Genomic DNA, 14,171 nt, shown 5'->3' with positions numbered 1-14,171 from the left:
GGCATCACCAGAGCGGGACAGCCAGCAGGAGACCCGGCCTCCGGGCAGGGTTTCCAGGAGCGTCGCGCACCTCGAAGGTGTCGCGTGCCACCCACCACCCCCCGGGTTCCCGGGACCGGCGGTGGGTCGTTCGCGTGCTGCACGTACGTGCCCAGACCGGGAAGCGGCTGCCCGACAGGTCCCTCGCGGACCCGGAGGGTTTTCCCGGCTGCGGATTGCGACCTCCCTAACCACTGGTGAAGCCGTATTCGTTCAGATAGAGAGGTTGGTTCATGGCGAACCAGGCCCGCCCCAAGGTCAAGAAGTCGCGTGCCCTCGGCATCGCGCTGACGCCGAAGGCCGTCAAGTACTTCGAGGCCCGTCCCTACCCGCCGGGCGAGCACGGCCGCGGCCGCAAGCAGAACTCGGACTACAAGGTCCGTCTGCTCGAGAAGCAGCGTCTGCGTGCCCAGTACGACATCAGCGAGCGCCAGATGGCGCGCGCCTACGACCGCGCCAAGAAGGCCGAGGGCAAGACGGGCGAGGCGCTGGTCGTCGAGCTCGAGCGCCGCCTCGACGCCCTGGTCCTGCGTTCGGGCATCGCCCGCACCATCTACCAGGCCCGTCAGATGGTCGTCCACGGCCACATCCAGGTCAACGGTGGCAAGGTCGACAAGCCGTCCTTCCGCGTCCGTCCCGACGACGTCGTGATGGTCCGCGAGAAGTCCCGCGCGAAGACCCTGTTCCAGGTCGCCCGCGAGGGTGGCTTCGCCCCCGACGGCGAGACCCCGCGCTACCTCCAGGTCAACCTGAAGGCCCTGGCCTTCCGCCTGGACCGCGAGCCGAACCGCAAGGAGATCCCGGTCATCTGCGACGAGCAGCTGGTCGTCGAGTACTACGCCCGCTGATCCAGCGGCCGTTGGGGGCACCTCCCAGCGGCAGCGCTGGGGGATCACCCCGCGGTGTTCAGCCCGCCGCTTCCCCGCCCTTTCCGGTGGGGGAGCCGGCGGGCTTCCGCGTTCCCGGCACCACCGGCGGACACGCGGTGCGGAACGGCCGCGGCGCCGCCACCCCGGCCCGCCCGTCCCCGACCGCCCCCGGCCGGTCCGCCACCGCCCGCTCCACCGTCTCGTCCAGCGAGAGCCCCTGCCCCAGCCGGAACGCCTCCTCGTACCGCTCGGCGCCCAGCTCCTCCACCGCCCGCCCCGCGCACAGCGCCCGCGGCCCGTCGAAGGAGCCCGACCCGAAGAGCTGGATCCCCACCGCGTCCCACACCGGCAGCGCCGCGCCCTGGAGCACCGCCGCCTCCACCGGATCGCCCTCGCTCACCGTCACCAGCGCGAGCAGCTCCACCGCCAGCACCACCCCCACCAGGTCGCGGAAGAGGTGGTTGATCGTCAGGCACTCCACCAGCAGCTCCCGCGCCTCCGGCAGCGCGTCCCGCGTCCACGCCGAGTACGCCAGCACATAGAGCGCGTACGCCCGCGTCCAGCGTTCCCCCCGCTCCTCGCAGACCTCCCGCACCTCCCGGCAGATCGCCGTCGCCCCCTCCAGGTCGCCCCCGAAGGCCCGCGCCATCGCCAGCTCCACCTGGCCCATCAGCACGTTGCTGTTCAGCTCGCCCAGCTCGCCGTACGCGTCGAGCGCCCGGCCCAGCAGCTCCTCGGCGCGCGGGAAGTCGTCGGAGAGCAGCGCCAGACACCCCAGCCGGTGCGTCGCGTACGCCTCCGCCAGCCGGTTCCGCGAGGCCCGCGCCCGCTCCCGGCAGGAGTGCAGCGCGGCCACCGCCGCCGTCGGGTCGCCCTGGAGGACCGCCACGTAGCCGAGCACCCACAGCGCCTTCAGCCGCGCCTCCTCGTGCCCGGAGTCGAGCGCCAGCGCCCGGTCCAGCCAGTGCCGCCCCTCCGACAGCCGCCCGCAGCCCACCCAGGCGAACCAGAGCGTCCCCGCCAGGTGCTGGGCCAGGTGCGCGTCGTCCGGCGCCTCCAGGCACACGTCGAGCGCCGCCCGCAGGTTCGGCAGCGCCACCGCCGTCCGGGCCGCCACCTCCGCCTGCCGGGGGCTGAACCACTCCAGCTCGCACCAGGTCGCCAGGCCCATGTACCAGTCGCGGTGCCGCCGCCGCATCCGCTCGGTGTCCCCGAGCGCCGCCAGCCACTCCGCCCCGTACGCCGCCACCGTGTCCAGCATCCGGTAGCCCGGGCCCGCCGCCGTGTCCTCCCGGGTCACCAGCGACTGCGCGAGCAGCCCGCCCAGCAGGTCGAGGATCGCCTCCTGCGGCAGATCGGGGCCTCCGCACACGTACTCGACGGCCTCCAGGTCGAACGGACCGGCGAAGACCGAGAGCCGCGCCCAGAGCAGCCGCTCCTCCGGCGTGCACAGCTCGTGGCTCCAGCCGATGGCGGTGCGCAGCGTCTGGTGGCGGGGGAGGGCCCCGCGTCCGCCGTCGCCGAGCAGCCGGAAGCGGTCGTCGAGCCGGGCCAGCAGCTGCTCCACGGAGAGCAGCGGCAGCCGGCCCGCCGCCAGTTCGAGCGCGAGCGGGATCCCGTCGAGCCGCCGGCACAGCTCCCGTACCGACGCGTCGTCCGCGAGGGCGGGCGCGCCGGCCCGGGCGGCCCGCTCGGCGAGCAGCGTCAGGGCGTCCGGCTCGCCCATCGGCGCCAGCGTCAGCACCGTCTCGCCCGGGATCCGCAGCGGGCGGCGGCCGGTGGCCAGCACGGTCAGCCCCGGGGCCGCCGCGAGCAGTTCGTGGACGAGCGGGGCGCAGACGTCCACCAGGTGCTCGACGCCGTCGAGGACGAGGAGCAGCCGGCGCTCGGCGAGGTGGTCGAGGAGGACCTCGCGCGGGGGGCGGCGGGTGTGGTCGGTCAGGCCGAGCGCCTCCACGAGGGCGTGCTCGACCAGCTCCGGGTCGCGCAGCGGGGCCAGCTCCGCGAGCCGTACCTCCTCGCCGTAGCGTTTCTGCACCGCCGCGGCGGTCCTCAGGGCCAGCCGGGTCTTGCCCACCCCGCCCACGCCGAGGACCGTGACGAGTCGCGATCCGGCCAGGAGCGCTGCCAGTTCGTCCTGCTCGGCGGCCCGGCCCACGAACCGGTTGAGCTCCGCCGGGAGATTGCTGCGTCGCATGGGACACGGAGCGTACTCATCCGCGCGCGCTCCGTACAATCTGATCGCGTCACTCGCGTCCCACGGGCGGTAATGCGGTACGGCGCGACAGCCCGGGCGCGATAGGGTCGGGGGACGACTTTTCGCATGACCCGAACGACCGATGACGACAGCAGAGAGCGGTGCGCAGTGACCGGTGGAGAGGTTGCCGGGATCCTGGTGGCCGTGTTCTGGGCGATCCTCGTCTCCTTCCTCGCCGTGGTGCTGGCGAGGCTGGCGCAGACGCTCCGGGCGACCACCAGACTCGTGGCGGACGTGACCGAACAGGCCGTTCCCCTGCTCGCCGACGCGTCGGCGACCGTCCGCTCGGCGCAGACCCAGCTGGACCGGGTCGACGCCATCGCCTCGGACGTCCAGGAGGTCACCGCCAACGCCTCCGCGCTGTCGACGACCGTCGCCTCCACCTTCGGCGGCCCGCTCGTCAAGGTCGCCGCGTTCGGGTACGGGGTCCGCAGGGCGCTCGGCCGCGGCCGGGACCGCGAGGAGGTGCCGCCCGCCACCGGGCGCCGTACTGTGATCGTCGGCCGTACCGTGCCCCGCGCACGGCGCCGGAAGCAGAAGGGCTGAGCCGCGATGTTCCGCCGCACGTTCTGGTTCACGGCCGGCGCAGCCGCCGGCGTCTGGGCCACCACCAAGGTCAACCGCAAGATCCAGCAGCTGACCCCCGAGTCCCTCGCGGCCCAGGCCGCGAACAAGGCGATCGAGGCGGGCCACCGGCTCAAGGACTTCGCCCTCGACGTGAGGGCGGGCATGGTCCAGCGCGAGGCGGAGCTGGGCGAGGCACTCGGCCTCGACGCGGCGCCTCCCGCGGACCGGGAGCTCCCGGAGCCCCGCCGCCGGGCCGCCCTCGGCCCCACCCCGCACAAGACCACGACCACGTTCTCGTCGCGTCCCTCGCGCACGATCTCGTACAACCGGAATGAGGACCACTGATGGAGTCGGCTGAAATCCGCCGCCGCTGGCTGAGCTTCTTCGAGGAGCGCGGGCACACCGTCGTCCCTTCGGCGTCGCTCATCGCGGACGACCCGACTCTGCTGCTCGTCCCCGCCGGCATGGTGCCGTTCAAGCCCTACTTCCTGGGTGAGGTCAAGCCGCCCTTCACGCGCGCCTCCAGCGTGCAGAAGTGCGTCCGCACCCCGGACATCGAAGAGGTCGGCAAGACCACCCGCCACGGCACGTTCTTCCAGATGTGCGGCAACTTCTCCTTCGGCGACTACTTCAAGGAAGGCGCCATCAAGCTCGCCTGGGAGCTGCTGACCACCCCGGTCGAGCACGGCGGCTACGGGCTCGAGCCGGAGAAGCTCTGGATCACCGTCTACCTGGAGGACGACGAGGCCGAGCGCATCTGGCGCGACGTCGTCGGCGTCCCCGCCGAGCGCATCCAGCGCCTCGGCAAGAAGGACAACTACTGGTCGATGGGCGTCCCCGGCCCCTGCGGCCCGTGCTCCGAGATCAACTACGACCGCGGCCCCGAGTTCGGCGTCGAGGGCGGCCCGGCCGTCAACGACGAGCGGTACGTGGAGATCTGGAACCTGGTCTTCATGCAGTACGAGCGCGGCGAGGGCTCCGGCAAGGAGGACTTCCCGATCCTCGGCGAGCTGCCGTCGAAGAACATCGACACGGGCCTCGGCCTGGAGCGCCTGGCGATGATCCTCCAGGGCGTCCAGAACATGTACGAGACGGACACCCTCAAGGTCGTCATCGACAAGGCCACCGAGCTGACCGGCGTCGCCTACGGCAAGGCCCACGACAGCGACGTCTCGCTGCGCGTGGTCGCCGACCACATGCGCACCTCGGTCATGCTCATCGGCGACGGCGTCACCCCGGGCAACGAGGGCCGCGGTTACGTGCTGCGCCGCATCATGCGCCGCGCCGTCCGCAACATGCGCCTGCTCGGCGCCACCGGCCCGGTCGTCGGCGCGCTGGTCGACACGGTCATCACGACCATGGGCGAGCAGTACCCGGAGCTGGAGACCGACCGCAAGCGGATCGAGACGGTCGCCCTCGCCGAGGAGGCCGCGTTCCTGAAGGCCCTCAAGGGCGGCACCAACATCCTCGACACCGCCGTCACCGAGACCAAGGCCGCCGGCGGCACGGTCCTCGCCGGCGAGAAGGCGTTCCTGCTCCACGACACCTGGGGCTTCCCGATCGACCTCACCCTGGAGATGGCCGCCGAGCAGGGCCTCTCCGTGGACGAGACCGGCTTCCGCCGCCTGATGCAGGAGCAGCGGGACCGCGCCAAGGCCGACGCCAAGGCCAAGAAGACCGGCCACGCCGACGTCTCCGCCTACCGCGAGATCGCCGACACCTCCGGCACCACCCACTTCACCGGCTACACCAACACCGAGGGCGAGTCCACGGTCGTCGGCCTGCTGGTGAACGGCGTCCCGTCGCCGGCCGCCACCGAGGGCGACGAGGTCGAGGTCATCCTCGACCGCACCCCCTTCTACGCCGAGGGCGGCGGCCAGATCGCCGACCAGGGCCGGATCCGGCTGCACTCCGGTGCCGTCATCGAGGTCCGCGACGTGCAGCAGCCCGTCCCGGGCGTCTCGGTGCACAAGGGTTCGGTGCAGGTCGGCGAGGTCACCGTGGGCTCCACCGCCTACGCCACCATCGACGTCCGCCGCCGCCGGGCCATCGCCCGCGCCCACTCGGCCACCCACCTGACCCACCAGGCGCTGCGCGACGCCCTCGGCCCGACGGCCGCCCAGGCCGGTTCGGAGAACCAGCCCGGCCGCTTCCGCTTCGACTTCGGTTCGCCGAACGCCGTCCCCGGCACGGTCCTGATGGACGTCGAGCAGAAGATCAACGAGGTCCTCTCGCGCGAGCTGGAGGTCCACGCCGAGGTCATGCCGATCGACGAGGCCAAGCGGCAGGGCGCCATCGCCGAGTTCGGCGAGAAGTACGGCGAGCAGGTCCGCGTCGTCACCATCGGCGACTTCTCCAAGGAGCTGTGCGGCGGCACCCACGTCCACAACACCTCCCAGCTGGGTCTGGTGAAGCTCCTCGGCGAGTCCTCCATCGGCTCCGGCGTGCGCCGCATCGAGGCCCTGGTCGGCGTCGACGCGTACAACTTCCTCGCCCGGGAGCACACGGTCGTCGCCCAGCTCCAGGAGCTGGTCAAGGGCCGTCCGGAGGAGCTGCCGGAGAAGATCTCCTCCATGCTCGGCAAGCTGAAGGACGCCGAGAAGGAGATCGAGAAGTTCCGCGCGGAGAAGGTCCTCCAGGCCGCCGCCGGTCTGGTCGACTCCGCCAAGGACATCCGCGGCCTCGCCCTGGTCACCGGCCAGGTCCCGGACGGCACCGGCGCCGACGACCTGCGCAGGCTGGTCCTCGACGTGCGCGGCCGGATCCCCTCCGACCGCCCGGCCGTCGTCGCCCTGTTCACCACGGCCAACGGCAAGCCCCTGACGGTCATCGCCACCAACGAGGCCGCCCGCGAGCGCGGTCTCAAGGCCGGCGAGCTCGTCCGCACGGCCGCCAAGACCCTCGGCGGCGGTGGCGGCGGCAAGCCGGACGTCGCCCAGGGCGGCGGCCAGAACCCGGCGGCCGTCGGCGAGGCCATCGCCGCCGTCGAGCGCCTCGTGGTGGAGACGGCGTGACGATGCGCCGCGGCCGCCGCATCGCGGTCGACGTCGGGGACGCCCGGATCGGGGTCGCCTCGTGCGACCCCGACGGGGTCCTCGCCACGCCGGTGGAGACCGTGCCGGGACGCGACGTCCCGGCCGCCCACCGGCGGCTCCGCCAGATCGTCGAGGAGTACGAGCCGATCGAGGTCGTCGTGGGCCTGCCCCGCTCGCTCAGCGGGCGGGAGGGCCCGGCCGCGACCAAGGTCCGCGCCTTCGCCCGCGAGATGGCGAAGGGCATCGCCCCGGTGCCGGTCCGCCTGGTCGACGAGCGGATGACCACCGTGACCGCGACCCAGGGGCTGCGCGCCTCCGGCGTGAAGTCCAAGAAGGGGCGGTCCGTCATCGACCAGGCCGCCGCTGTGATCATCCTTCAGAACGCTCTTGAGTCCGAACGGGTATCAGGTAATCCGCCCGGTGAGGGCGTCGAAGTGGTCATCTGATCGCGATACGGTAACGTTCCGCGCGATGCGGCGGTGTTCGAACAGCTGCCGCACTACGTAGAGGCGGATCGTCCGGAAGCCTCGCGGCTGTTTGGGGATCGATGACTGAGTATGGCCGGGGCCAGGGCTCCGAACCGTGGCACCCCACGGACCCCCTCTACGGGGACCAGGGGTGGGAAGGTCAGCAGCAGTACCAGCAGCAGCCGCCGCAGCAGGCCACGCCGTACGCGCAGGGCGGCCAGGGGTACCAGGACCCGTACGCCCAGCAGGGCTACGGGGCCGACCCGTACCAGCAGCAGGCCGCCTATCAGCAGCAGTACCCGCAGCAGGGCTACGCCGATCCGCACGCACAGGTGTACGGGGACCAGGGCCAGGCGCAGCCGCAGGCGTACGGTCAGACCGGCTGGAACCAGGGCTACGACACGCCCGGGCAGCACGGACAGACGTACGACGGCAACTGGGAGACCGGCCAGGCCGCCATGGCCTACAACGCGCCGCCCGCCGACCCGTACGGCGGCCAGCAGCCCGACCTCTACGGCACGCCCGACGCGTACCCGCCGCCCCAGCCGCCCGGCCGCCGGCAGCAGCCGCCGCAGCCGGTCGTCGACTGGGAGCCCGAGCCGGAGCCCGAGCCCGTACGGCAGGAGCCCCGGGAGTCGGAGGAGTCGCACCCCTTCTTCACCGGCGACGACGACGAGGACGGCTACGAGGACGACGAACCGTCCTCGCGCCGGGGCCGGGGCGGCCGCGGCGGTGACGACCGCGACCGCGAGCGCCGCGGCAAGGAGAAGAAGCGCAAGGGCAAGAACGGCGTCGCCTGCCTCGTCGTCGCCGCGGTCCTCGTGGGCGGCGTCGGCGGCATCGGCTACTTCGGCTACCAGTTCTGGCAGGGCCAGTTCGGCGAGGCGCCGGACTACGCGGGCTCCGGCACGGGCGAGGTCCAGGTCGAGATCCCCAAGGGCGCGTTCGGCAACGAGATCGGCAACATCCTCAAACAGGCCGGCGTCGTGAAGAGCGTCGACGCCTTCGTGGCGGCGCAGCAGAAGAACGCCAAGGGCAACTCGATCCAGGCGGGCGCCTACACGCTCAAGAAGGAGATGTCGGCGGAGAGCGCGGTCGCGCTGATGCTGGACCCGGCGAGCCAGGCCAACCTGATCATCCCCGAGGGCAAGCGCAACGCCTGGGTCTACGAGCAGCTGGACACCCGCCTCGACCTCAAGCCCGGCACCACGAAGGAGATCGCCTTCGAGAAGGCCGACTCCCTGGGCCTGCCCGACTGGGCCAAGAACCACGACAAGCTCAAGGACCCCCTGGAGGGCTTCCTCTTCCCGGCGAGCTACCCGGTCGCCAAGGGCGGCAAGCCCGAGGACGCCCTCAAGAAGATGGTCAGCCGGGCGAACGCCGAGTACACCAAGCTGGACCTGGAGGGGCAGGCGAAGAAGCACGGCGTCGAGAACGCCTGGGAGCTTCTCACCGTCGCGAGCCTCGTGCAGGCGGAGGGCAAGACGCACGACGACTTCCGCAAGATGGCGGAGGTCATCTACAACCGCCTCCAGCCGGACAACATCGAGACGAACCGGAAGCTCCAGTTCGACTCCGCCCTGAACTACCTGAAGGGCCAGTCCGAGATCAAGATCTCGGAGCAGGAGGCGAACGCCAACCAGGACCCGTACAACACGTACACCCAGGTCGGTCTCCCGCCCGGTCCGATCAGCAACCCCGGCGTCGAAGCCCTGGCCGCCATGCTCGATCCGACCAAGGACGGCTGGATGTACTTCGTGGCGACCGACGGCATGAACAAGACCGAGTTCGCCAAGACCTACGACGAGTTCAAGAGGCTCAAGGAAAAGTTCAATGCCAACACGAACTAACGGACCGCGCCGCCGCGCCGCCGTCCTCGGTTCGCCGATCGCCCACTCGCTCTCCCCGGTCCTGCACCGGGCCGCGTACGCGGAGCTGGGCCTGGACGACTGGTCCTACGAACGCTTCGAGGTCGACGAGGCGGCGCTGCCGGGCTTCGTCGCGGAGCTGGACGGCTCGTGGGCCGGCCTGTCGCTGACCATGCCGCTCAAGCGGGCGATCATCCCGCTGCTGGACGAGGTCAGCGCCACGGCGGCCGCCGTGGAGGCGGTGAACACGGTGGTCTTCCGCGAGGACGGCCGCCGGGTCGGCGACAACACCGACATCCCCGGCATGATCGCCGCCCTGCGCGAGCGGGGCGTCGAGAAGGTGGAGTCCGCGGCGATCCTCGGCGCGGGCGCCACCGCGTCCTCCGCGCTCGCCGCGCTGGCCCGGGTCTGCGCGGGCCCAGTCACGGCGTACGTCCGCAGCGAGGCCCGGGCGGAGGAGATGCGCGGCTGGGGGGACCGGCTCGGCGTGGACGTCCGCACCGCCGCCTGGGACGACGCGGCGGACGCCTTCACGGCCCCGCTGGTGATCGCGACGACCCCGGCCGGCACCACCGACCCCCTCGCCGCGTCGGTCCCGGACCGCCCCGGCACCCTCTTCGACGTCCTCTACGACCCCTGGCCGACCGCCCTCGCGGCCGCCTGGTCCGACCAGGGCGGCAAGGTGGTCGGCGGCCTGGACCTCCTGGTCCACCAGGCGGTCCTCCAGGTCGAACAGATGACGGGCGTCCCCGAGGCCCCGCTGGCCGCCATGCGCGCCGCCGGCGAGGCCGCCCTCGCCGCCCGCTGACCCAGGTTTGGATCGTATCCGGCCATCGGTTGACCGATTTCTTATGCGCCACGCCCACGCGTGATCACTAGGTTCCTTCCTGATCGCACGGCCTTCGGAGCCGTGCTCTCAGGGAGGAACAGTGCGCGGAACCATATCCCGAGGTCTGACGGTCCTCGCCGTCGCCCTCGGCACGGTGATCGTCGGCAGCGGCACCGCCAACGCGGCGATCTCCGACAGCGCGGCCGTCTCGGCCTGCGGGTCGAGCTACTACGTGCAGCGCAAGCAGACGATCGGCTGGGGACAGGACGTCACCGTCTTCCTGCTGTACAGCGCGTCCACGAAGAAGAACTGCGTGGTCACGATGAAGCACCCGGACATGGGAGCCGAGTACGGCACCCCGACGGGACTGGGGGCCGGCGTCCAGGCCGAGGGCGGCAGCTGGATCGTCGACCGGGACGACTACAAGTACTACGCGGGCCCGGTCTACCTCTACGCCCCCGGCAAGTGCGTCCGCTTCTCCGCCTACTACGAGGAGTGGGGCGCGAGCCTGCCCCACGACATCAACTACACCAGCCCCTGGGGCAACTGCGGCTGATCCCCGCGTCCCGCGCCGACGCCGGGCCGCCGGGTCGGCGGGTCGAACGCCGGGCGGCCCGTCGCTCGCGCCCGTCCGCAGACCGGACACGTGCCTGATCCACGCCCCGGACGTGGGAGGATCGTGGGTGGCGGGTCCGGGCCGCGCGTCCGGGCCTGTCGTCGCAGTGCCCAGGCGAGCATGAGGAGCATCGTTGAGCAGGTTGCGTTGGCTGACCGCTGGGGAATCCCACGGACCCGCGCTGGTCGCGACGCTGGAGGGTCTTCCCGCCGGCGTCCCGGTCACCACTGAGCTGGTGGCGGACCACCTCGCGCGGCGGCGCCTCGGCTATGGGCGCGGCGCCCGGATGAAGTTCGAGCAGGACGAGGTCACCTTCCTCGGCGGCGTCCGGCACGGGCTCTCCCTCGGGTCGCCGATCGCGGTGATGGTCGGCAACACCGAGTGGCCCAAGTGGGAGAAGGTCATGTCGGCCGACCCGGTCGACCCCTCGGAGCTGAAGGAGACCGGCCGCAACGCGCCGCTCACCCGGCCCCGCCCCGGCCACGCCGACCTGGCCGGCATGCAGAAGTACGGCTTCGACGAGGCCCGGCCGATCCTGGAGCGCGCCAGCGCCCGCGAGACCGCCGCCCGCGTCGCCCTCGGCGCCGTCGCCCGGTCCTTCCTCAAGGAGGCCGCGGGCATCGAGATCGTCAGCCACGTGGTCGAGCTGGCCGCCGCCAAGGCCCCGTACGGCGTCTACCCGGTCCCCGGCGACGTCGAGCGGCTCGACGCCGACCCGGTCCGCTGCCTCGACGCCGACGCGTCGAAGGCGATGGTCGCGGAGATCGACCAGGCCCACAAGGACGGCGACACCCTCGGCGGCGTCGTCGAGGTCCTCGCCTACGGCGTGCCCGTCGGCCTGGGCTCGCACGTGCACTGGGACCGCCGCCTCGACGCGCGGCTCGCCGCCGCGCTCATGGGCATCCAGGCCATCAAGGGCGTCGAGGTCGGCGACGGCTTCGACCTCGCCCGGGTGCCCGGCTCCCAGGCCCACGACGAGATCGTGCGGACCGACGACGGCATCAAGCGCACCTCCGGCCGCTCCGGCGGCACCGAGGGCGGTCTCACCACCGGCGAACTGCTGCGCGTCCGCGCCGCCATGAAGCCGATCGCGACCGTCCCGCGCGCCCTCGCCACCGTCGACGTCGCCACCGGCGAGGCCGCCGCGGCCCACCACCAGCGCTCCGACGTCTGCGCCGTCCCGGCCGCCGGCATCGTCGCCGAGGCCATGGTCGCCCTCGTCCTCGCCGACGCCGTCGTCGAGAAGTTCGGCGGCGACTCGGTCCCCGAGACCCGCCGCAACGTCCAGGGCTACCTCGACAACCTGCGCATCCGGTGACCGGCGGCCCCCTGGTCGTCCTCGTCGGCCCGATGGGGTCCGGCAAGTCCACGGTGGGCGCGCTGCTGGCCGAACGGCTCGGCGCGCCCTACCGGGACACCGACGCCGACATCGTCGCCGCCGAGGGCCGCGAGATCTCCGACATCTTCGTCGAGGACGGCGAGGAGCACTTCCGCGCCCTGGAGAAGGCCGCCGTCGCGACGGCGCTCGCCGAGCACGAGGGCGTCCTCGCCCTCGGCGGCGGCGCGATCCTCGACGCCGACACCCGCGCCCTGCTGGCCGGGCGGCCCGTCGCGTACCTCTCGATGGACGTCGAGGAGGCCGTGCGCCGGGTCGGGCTCGGCGCGGCCCGGCCGCTGCTCGCGGTCAACCCGCGGCGCCAGTGGCGCGAGCTGATGGACGCCCGCCGCCCCCTGTACGAAGAAGTCGCCCGTGTCGTGGTCGCCACCGACACCCGCACCCCCGAAGAGGTCGCCGCGGCGGTCCTCGACGCACTGGAGTTGAAGGACGCATGACCACGGACCAGGAAGTCACCCGCATCCACGTCGGCGGCAGCGCCGGCACGGATCCGTACGAGGTGCTGGTCGGCCGGCAGCTGCTCGGCGAACTCCCCACCCTCATCGGGGACAAGGCGAAGCGGGTCGCGGTCATCCACCCCGAGGCGCTCGCCGAGACCGGCGAGGCGCTCCGCGAGGACCTCGCCGAGCAGGGCTACGAGGCCGTCGCCATCCAGGTGCCGAACGCCGAGGAGGCGAAGACCGCCGAGGTCGCCGCCTACTGCTGGAAGGCGCTCGGCCAGACCGGCTTCACCCGCACCGACGTCATCGTCGGCGTCGGCGGCGGCGCCACCACCGACCTGGCCGGCTTCGTCGCCGCGACCTGGCTCCGGGGCGTCCGCTGGGTCGCCGTGCCGACCACCGTCCTCGGCATGGTCGACGCGGCCGTCGGCGGCAAGACAGGCATCAACACCGCCGAGGGCAAGAACCTCGTCGGCGCCTTCCACCCCCCGGCCGGGGTCCTGTGCGACCTCGCCGCGCTCGACTCGCTGCCCGTGCACGACTTCGTCAGCGGCCTCGCCGAGATCATCAAGACCGGCTTCATCGCCGACCCGGTGATCCTCGACCTCATCGAGGAGGACCCGCAGGCGGCCCGTACGCCCGCCGGACCGCACACCGCCGAGCTGATCGTCCGCTCCATCCGGGTCAAGGCCGACGTCGTCTCCGGCGACCTCAAGGAGTCCGGCCGCCGCGAGATCCTGAACTACGGGCACACCCTCGCGCACGCCATCGAGAAGAACGAGCGGTACAAGTGGCGGCACGGCGCCGCCGTCTCCGTCGGCATGGTCTTCGCCGCCGAGCTGGGCCGGCTCGCCGGCCGCCTCGACGACGCCACCGCCGACCGGCACCGCTCCGTCCTGGAGTCCGTGGGCCTGCCGCTCACCTACCGCGGCGACCAGTGGCCCAAGCTCCTGGAGACGATGAAGGTGGACAAGAAGTCCCGCGGCGACCTGCTGCGCTTCATCGTCCTCGACGGGCTCGCCAAGCCGTCCGTCCTGGAGGGCCCGGACCCGTCCGTCCTCGTCGCCGCCTACGGGGAGCTCTCCGCATGAGCGCACCGCGCCGCGTCCTGGTGCTGAACGGGCCGAACCTCGGCCGACTGGGCTCGCGCGAGCCCGACATCTACGGAGCCACCTCCTACCAGGGGCTCGTCGAGTCCTGCCGGACCCTCGGCGCCGAACTCGGCTTCGACGTCGAGGTCCGGGAGACCAACGACGAGGGCGAGATGATCCGCTGGCTGCACGAGGCCGCCGACGGACGGCTGCCGGTCGTGCTCAACCCGGGCGCCTTCACCCACTACTCGTACGGGATGCGGGACGCGGCCGCGCAGCGCACCGCCCCGCTGATCGAGGTGCACATCTCGAACCCGTACACCCGCGAGGAGTTCCGGCACACCTCGGTGGTGGCCGCCGTGGCCACCGGCACGATCGCCGGCTTCGGCATCGGCTCGTACCGGCTCGCGCTGCGCGCCCTCGCCGAGGAACTCGACCCGCAGGTCTGAGGGTCGGGCACTTTCGGTAGGGTCCCGCCCGTTCCCCGAGCGGGGGGACGGGGCGGTAACGTTTTGGCATCCCCGGCGACCGGAGGAACGGGCCGACGGAGGCACCGCTCCGGCCGCCCTCACCGCACCAGGCCGACGAGACGGAGTGGCACCGGATGCAGCACGCAGTGGGGGGACCGCTGCCACCGCCCGAGCAGCCGGGCCGGGCGCCCGGCCCGGCCCCGGCCGGCGGGCACGGACCCGTACCC

13 protein-coding genes are annotated in these 14,171 nt (G+C 72.5%); 12 read left to right on the top strand and 1 reads right to left on the bottom strand.

The annotated features are described in order from the left end of the window. The first annotated feature begins 272 nt into the window (after nt 1-272). A complete protein-coding gene (rpsD, locus tag ACFW1I_RS26250; protein ID WP_030745475.1) occupies nt 273-887 on the top strand; it encodes a 30S ribosomal protein S4 in 615 nt (204 codons plus the stop codon). 58 nt (nt 888-945) lie between these two features. Here rpsD and ACFW1I_RS26245 read toward each other — a convergent pair whose 3' ends face one another. Beyond that, entirely contained in the window at nt 946-3,105 is a 2,160-nt protein-coding gene (locus tag ACFW1I_RS26245) for an ATP-binding protein (protein ID WP_384674417.1), read from the bottom strand. 168 nt (nt 3,106-3,273) lie between these two features. On the opposite strand from ACFW1I_RS26245, the gene ACFW1I_RS26240 reads away from it, so the two are divergent. From ACFW1I_RS26240 to aroQ, 11 genes are all read left to right on the top strand, one after another. Further along, on the top strand, nt 3,274-3,711 hold the full coding sequence (locus ACFW1I_RS26240) for a DUF948 domain-containing protein (protein WP_031005542.1): 438 nt from the start codon (nt 3,274-3,276) through the stop codon (nt 3,709-3,711). Between the two features lie 6 nt (nt 3,712-3,717). Then, nucleotides 3,718-4,077 (top strand): DUF6167 family protein, encoded by a 360-nt coding sequence (locus ACFW1I_RS26235; protein WP_031005544.1) that lies wholly within the window; start codon nt 3,718-3,720, stop codon nt 4,075-4,077. After that, nucleotides 4,077-6,746, top strand: coding sequence for an alanine--tRNA ligase (gene alaS / locus ACFW1I_RS26230; protein WP_384674414.1), 2,670 nt, complete (start codon nt 4,077-4,079; stop codon nt 6,744-6,746). The genes ACFW1I_RS26235 and alaS overlap by 1 nt, the downstream gene beginning before the upstream one ends. Before the next feature lie 2 nt (nt 6,747-6,748). After that, nucleotides 6,749-7,213, top strand: a complete 465-nt coding sequence (gene ruvX, locus ACFW1I_RS26225; protein WP_123954413.1) for a Holliday junction resolvase RuvX — start codon at nt 6,749-6,751, stop codon at nt 7,211-7,213. A 101-nt stretch (nt 7,214-7,314) separates the two neighbouring features. After that, nucleotides 7,315-9,084 (top strand): endolytic transglycosylase MltG, encoded by a 1,770-nt coding sequence (gene mltG, locus ACFW1I_RS26220; protein ID WP_384674411.1) that lies wholly within the window; start codon nt 7,315-7,317, stop codon nt 9,082-9,084. Then, on the top strand, nt 9,068-9,910 hold the full coding sequence (locus tag ACFW1I_RS26215) for a shikimate dehydrogenase (RefSeq protein ID WP_384674408.1): 843 nt from the start codon (nt 9,068-9,070) through the stop codon (nt 9,908-9,910). The genes mltG and ACFW1I_RS26215 overlap by 17 nt, the downstream gene beginning before the upstream one ends. Nucleotides 9,911-10,031: 121 nt before the next feature. Further along, nucleotides 10,032-10,487, top strand: a complete 456-nt coding sequence (locus tag ACFW1I_RS26210; protein ID WP_384674405.1) for a serine/threonine protein kinase — start codon at nt 10,032-10,034, stop codon at nt 10,485-10,487. A 193-nt stretch (nt 10,488-10,680) separates the two neighbouring features. Next, nucleotides 10,681-11,865: a chorismate synthase gene (gene aroC, locus ACFW1I_RS26205; protein WP_384674403.1), complete on the top strand. Its 1,185-nt coding sequence runs from the start codon at nt 10,681-10,683 to the stop codon at nt 11,863-11,865. Beyond that, complete coding sequence (locus ACFW1I_RS26200; RefSeq protein WP_384674400.1) at nt 11,862-12,380, top strand: shikimate kinase; 519 nt, start codon at nt 11,862-11,864, stop codon at nt 12,378-12,380. The genes aroC and ACFW1I_RS26200 overlap by 4 nt, the downstream gene beginning before the upstream one ends. Then, the gene (gene aroB, locus ACFW1I_RS26195) at nt 12,377-13,474 is read left to right on the top strand and encodes a 3-dehydroquinate synthase (protein ID WP_384674397.1); all 1,098 of its coding nucleotides are present in this window, start codon (nt 12,377-12,379) and stop codon (nt 13,472-13,474) included. Before ACFW1I_RS26200 ends, aroB begins: the two co-directional genes overlap by 4 nt. Further along, on the top strand, nt 13,471-13,923 hold the full coding sequence (gene aroQ / locus ACFW1I_RS26190) for a type II 3-dehydroquinate dehydratase (RefSeq protein ID WP_384674394.1): 453 nt from the start codon (nt 13,471-13,473) through the stop codon (nt 13,921-13,923). Before aroB ends, aroQ begins: the two co-directional genes overlap by 4 nt. Nucleotides 13,924-14,171: the final 248 nt, after the last annotated feature.

This window comes from Streptomyces sp. NPDC058955, from assembly GCF_042741435.1.
Classification (GTDB): Bacteria; Actinomycetota; Actinomycetes; order Streptomycetales; family Streptomycetaceae; genus Streptomyces.
Note: the sequence above shows the minus strand (reverse complement) of the source record. Positions and strands in the feature narration are given on the sequence as shown.

What these genes read in the sequence shown, in the direction of transcription:
- aroQ (WP_384674394.1), top strand. Translation starts at nt 13,471, where the DNA reads ATGAGCGCACCGCGCCGCGTCCTGGTGCTGAACGGGCCGAACCTCGGC.
- ruvX (WP_123954413.1), top strand. Translation starts at nt 6,749, where the DNA reads ATGCGCCGCGGCCGCCGCATCGCGGTCGACGTCGGGGACGCCCGGATC.
- rpsD (WP_030745475.1), top strand. Translation starts at nt 273, where the DNA reads ATGGCGAACCAGGCCCGCCCCAAGGTCAAGAAGTCGCGTGCCCTCGGC.
- ACFW1I_RS26235 (WP_031005544.1), top strand. Translation starts at nt 3,718, where the DNA reads ATGTTCCGCCGCACGTTCTGGTTCACGGCCGGCGCAGCCGCCGGCGTC.
- aroB (WP_384674397.1), top strand. Translation starts at nt 12,377, where the DNA reads ATGACCACGGACCAGGAAGTCACCCGCATCCACGTCGGCGGCAGCGCC.
- alaS (WP_384674414.1), top strand. Translation starts at nt 4,077, where the DNA reads ATGGAGTCGGCTGAAATCCGCCGCCGCTGGCTGAGCTTCTTCGAGGAG.
- ACFW1I_RS26215 (WP_384674408.1), top strand. Translation starts at nt 9,068, where the DNA reads ATGCCAACACGAACTAACGGACCGCGCCGCCGCGCCGCCGTCCTCGGT.
- ACFW1I_RS26245 (WP_384674417.1), bottom strand. Translation starts at nt 3,105, where the DNA reads ATGCGACGCAGCAATCTCCCGGCGGAGCTCAACCGGTTCGTGGGCCGG.
- mltG (WP_384674411.1), top strand. Translation starts at nt 7,315, where the DNA reads ATGACTGAGTATGGCCGGGGCCAGGGCTCCGAACCGTGGCACCCCACG.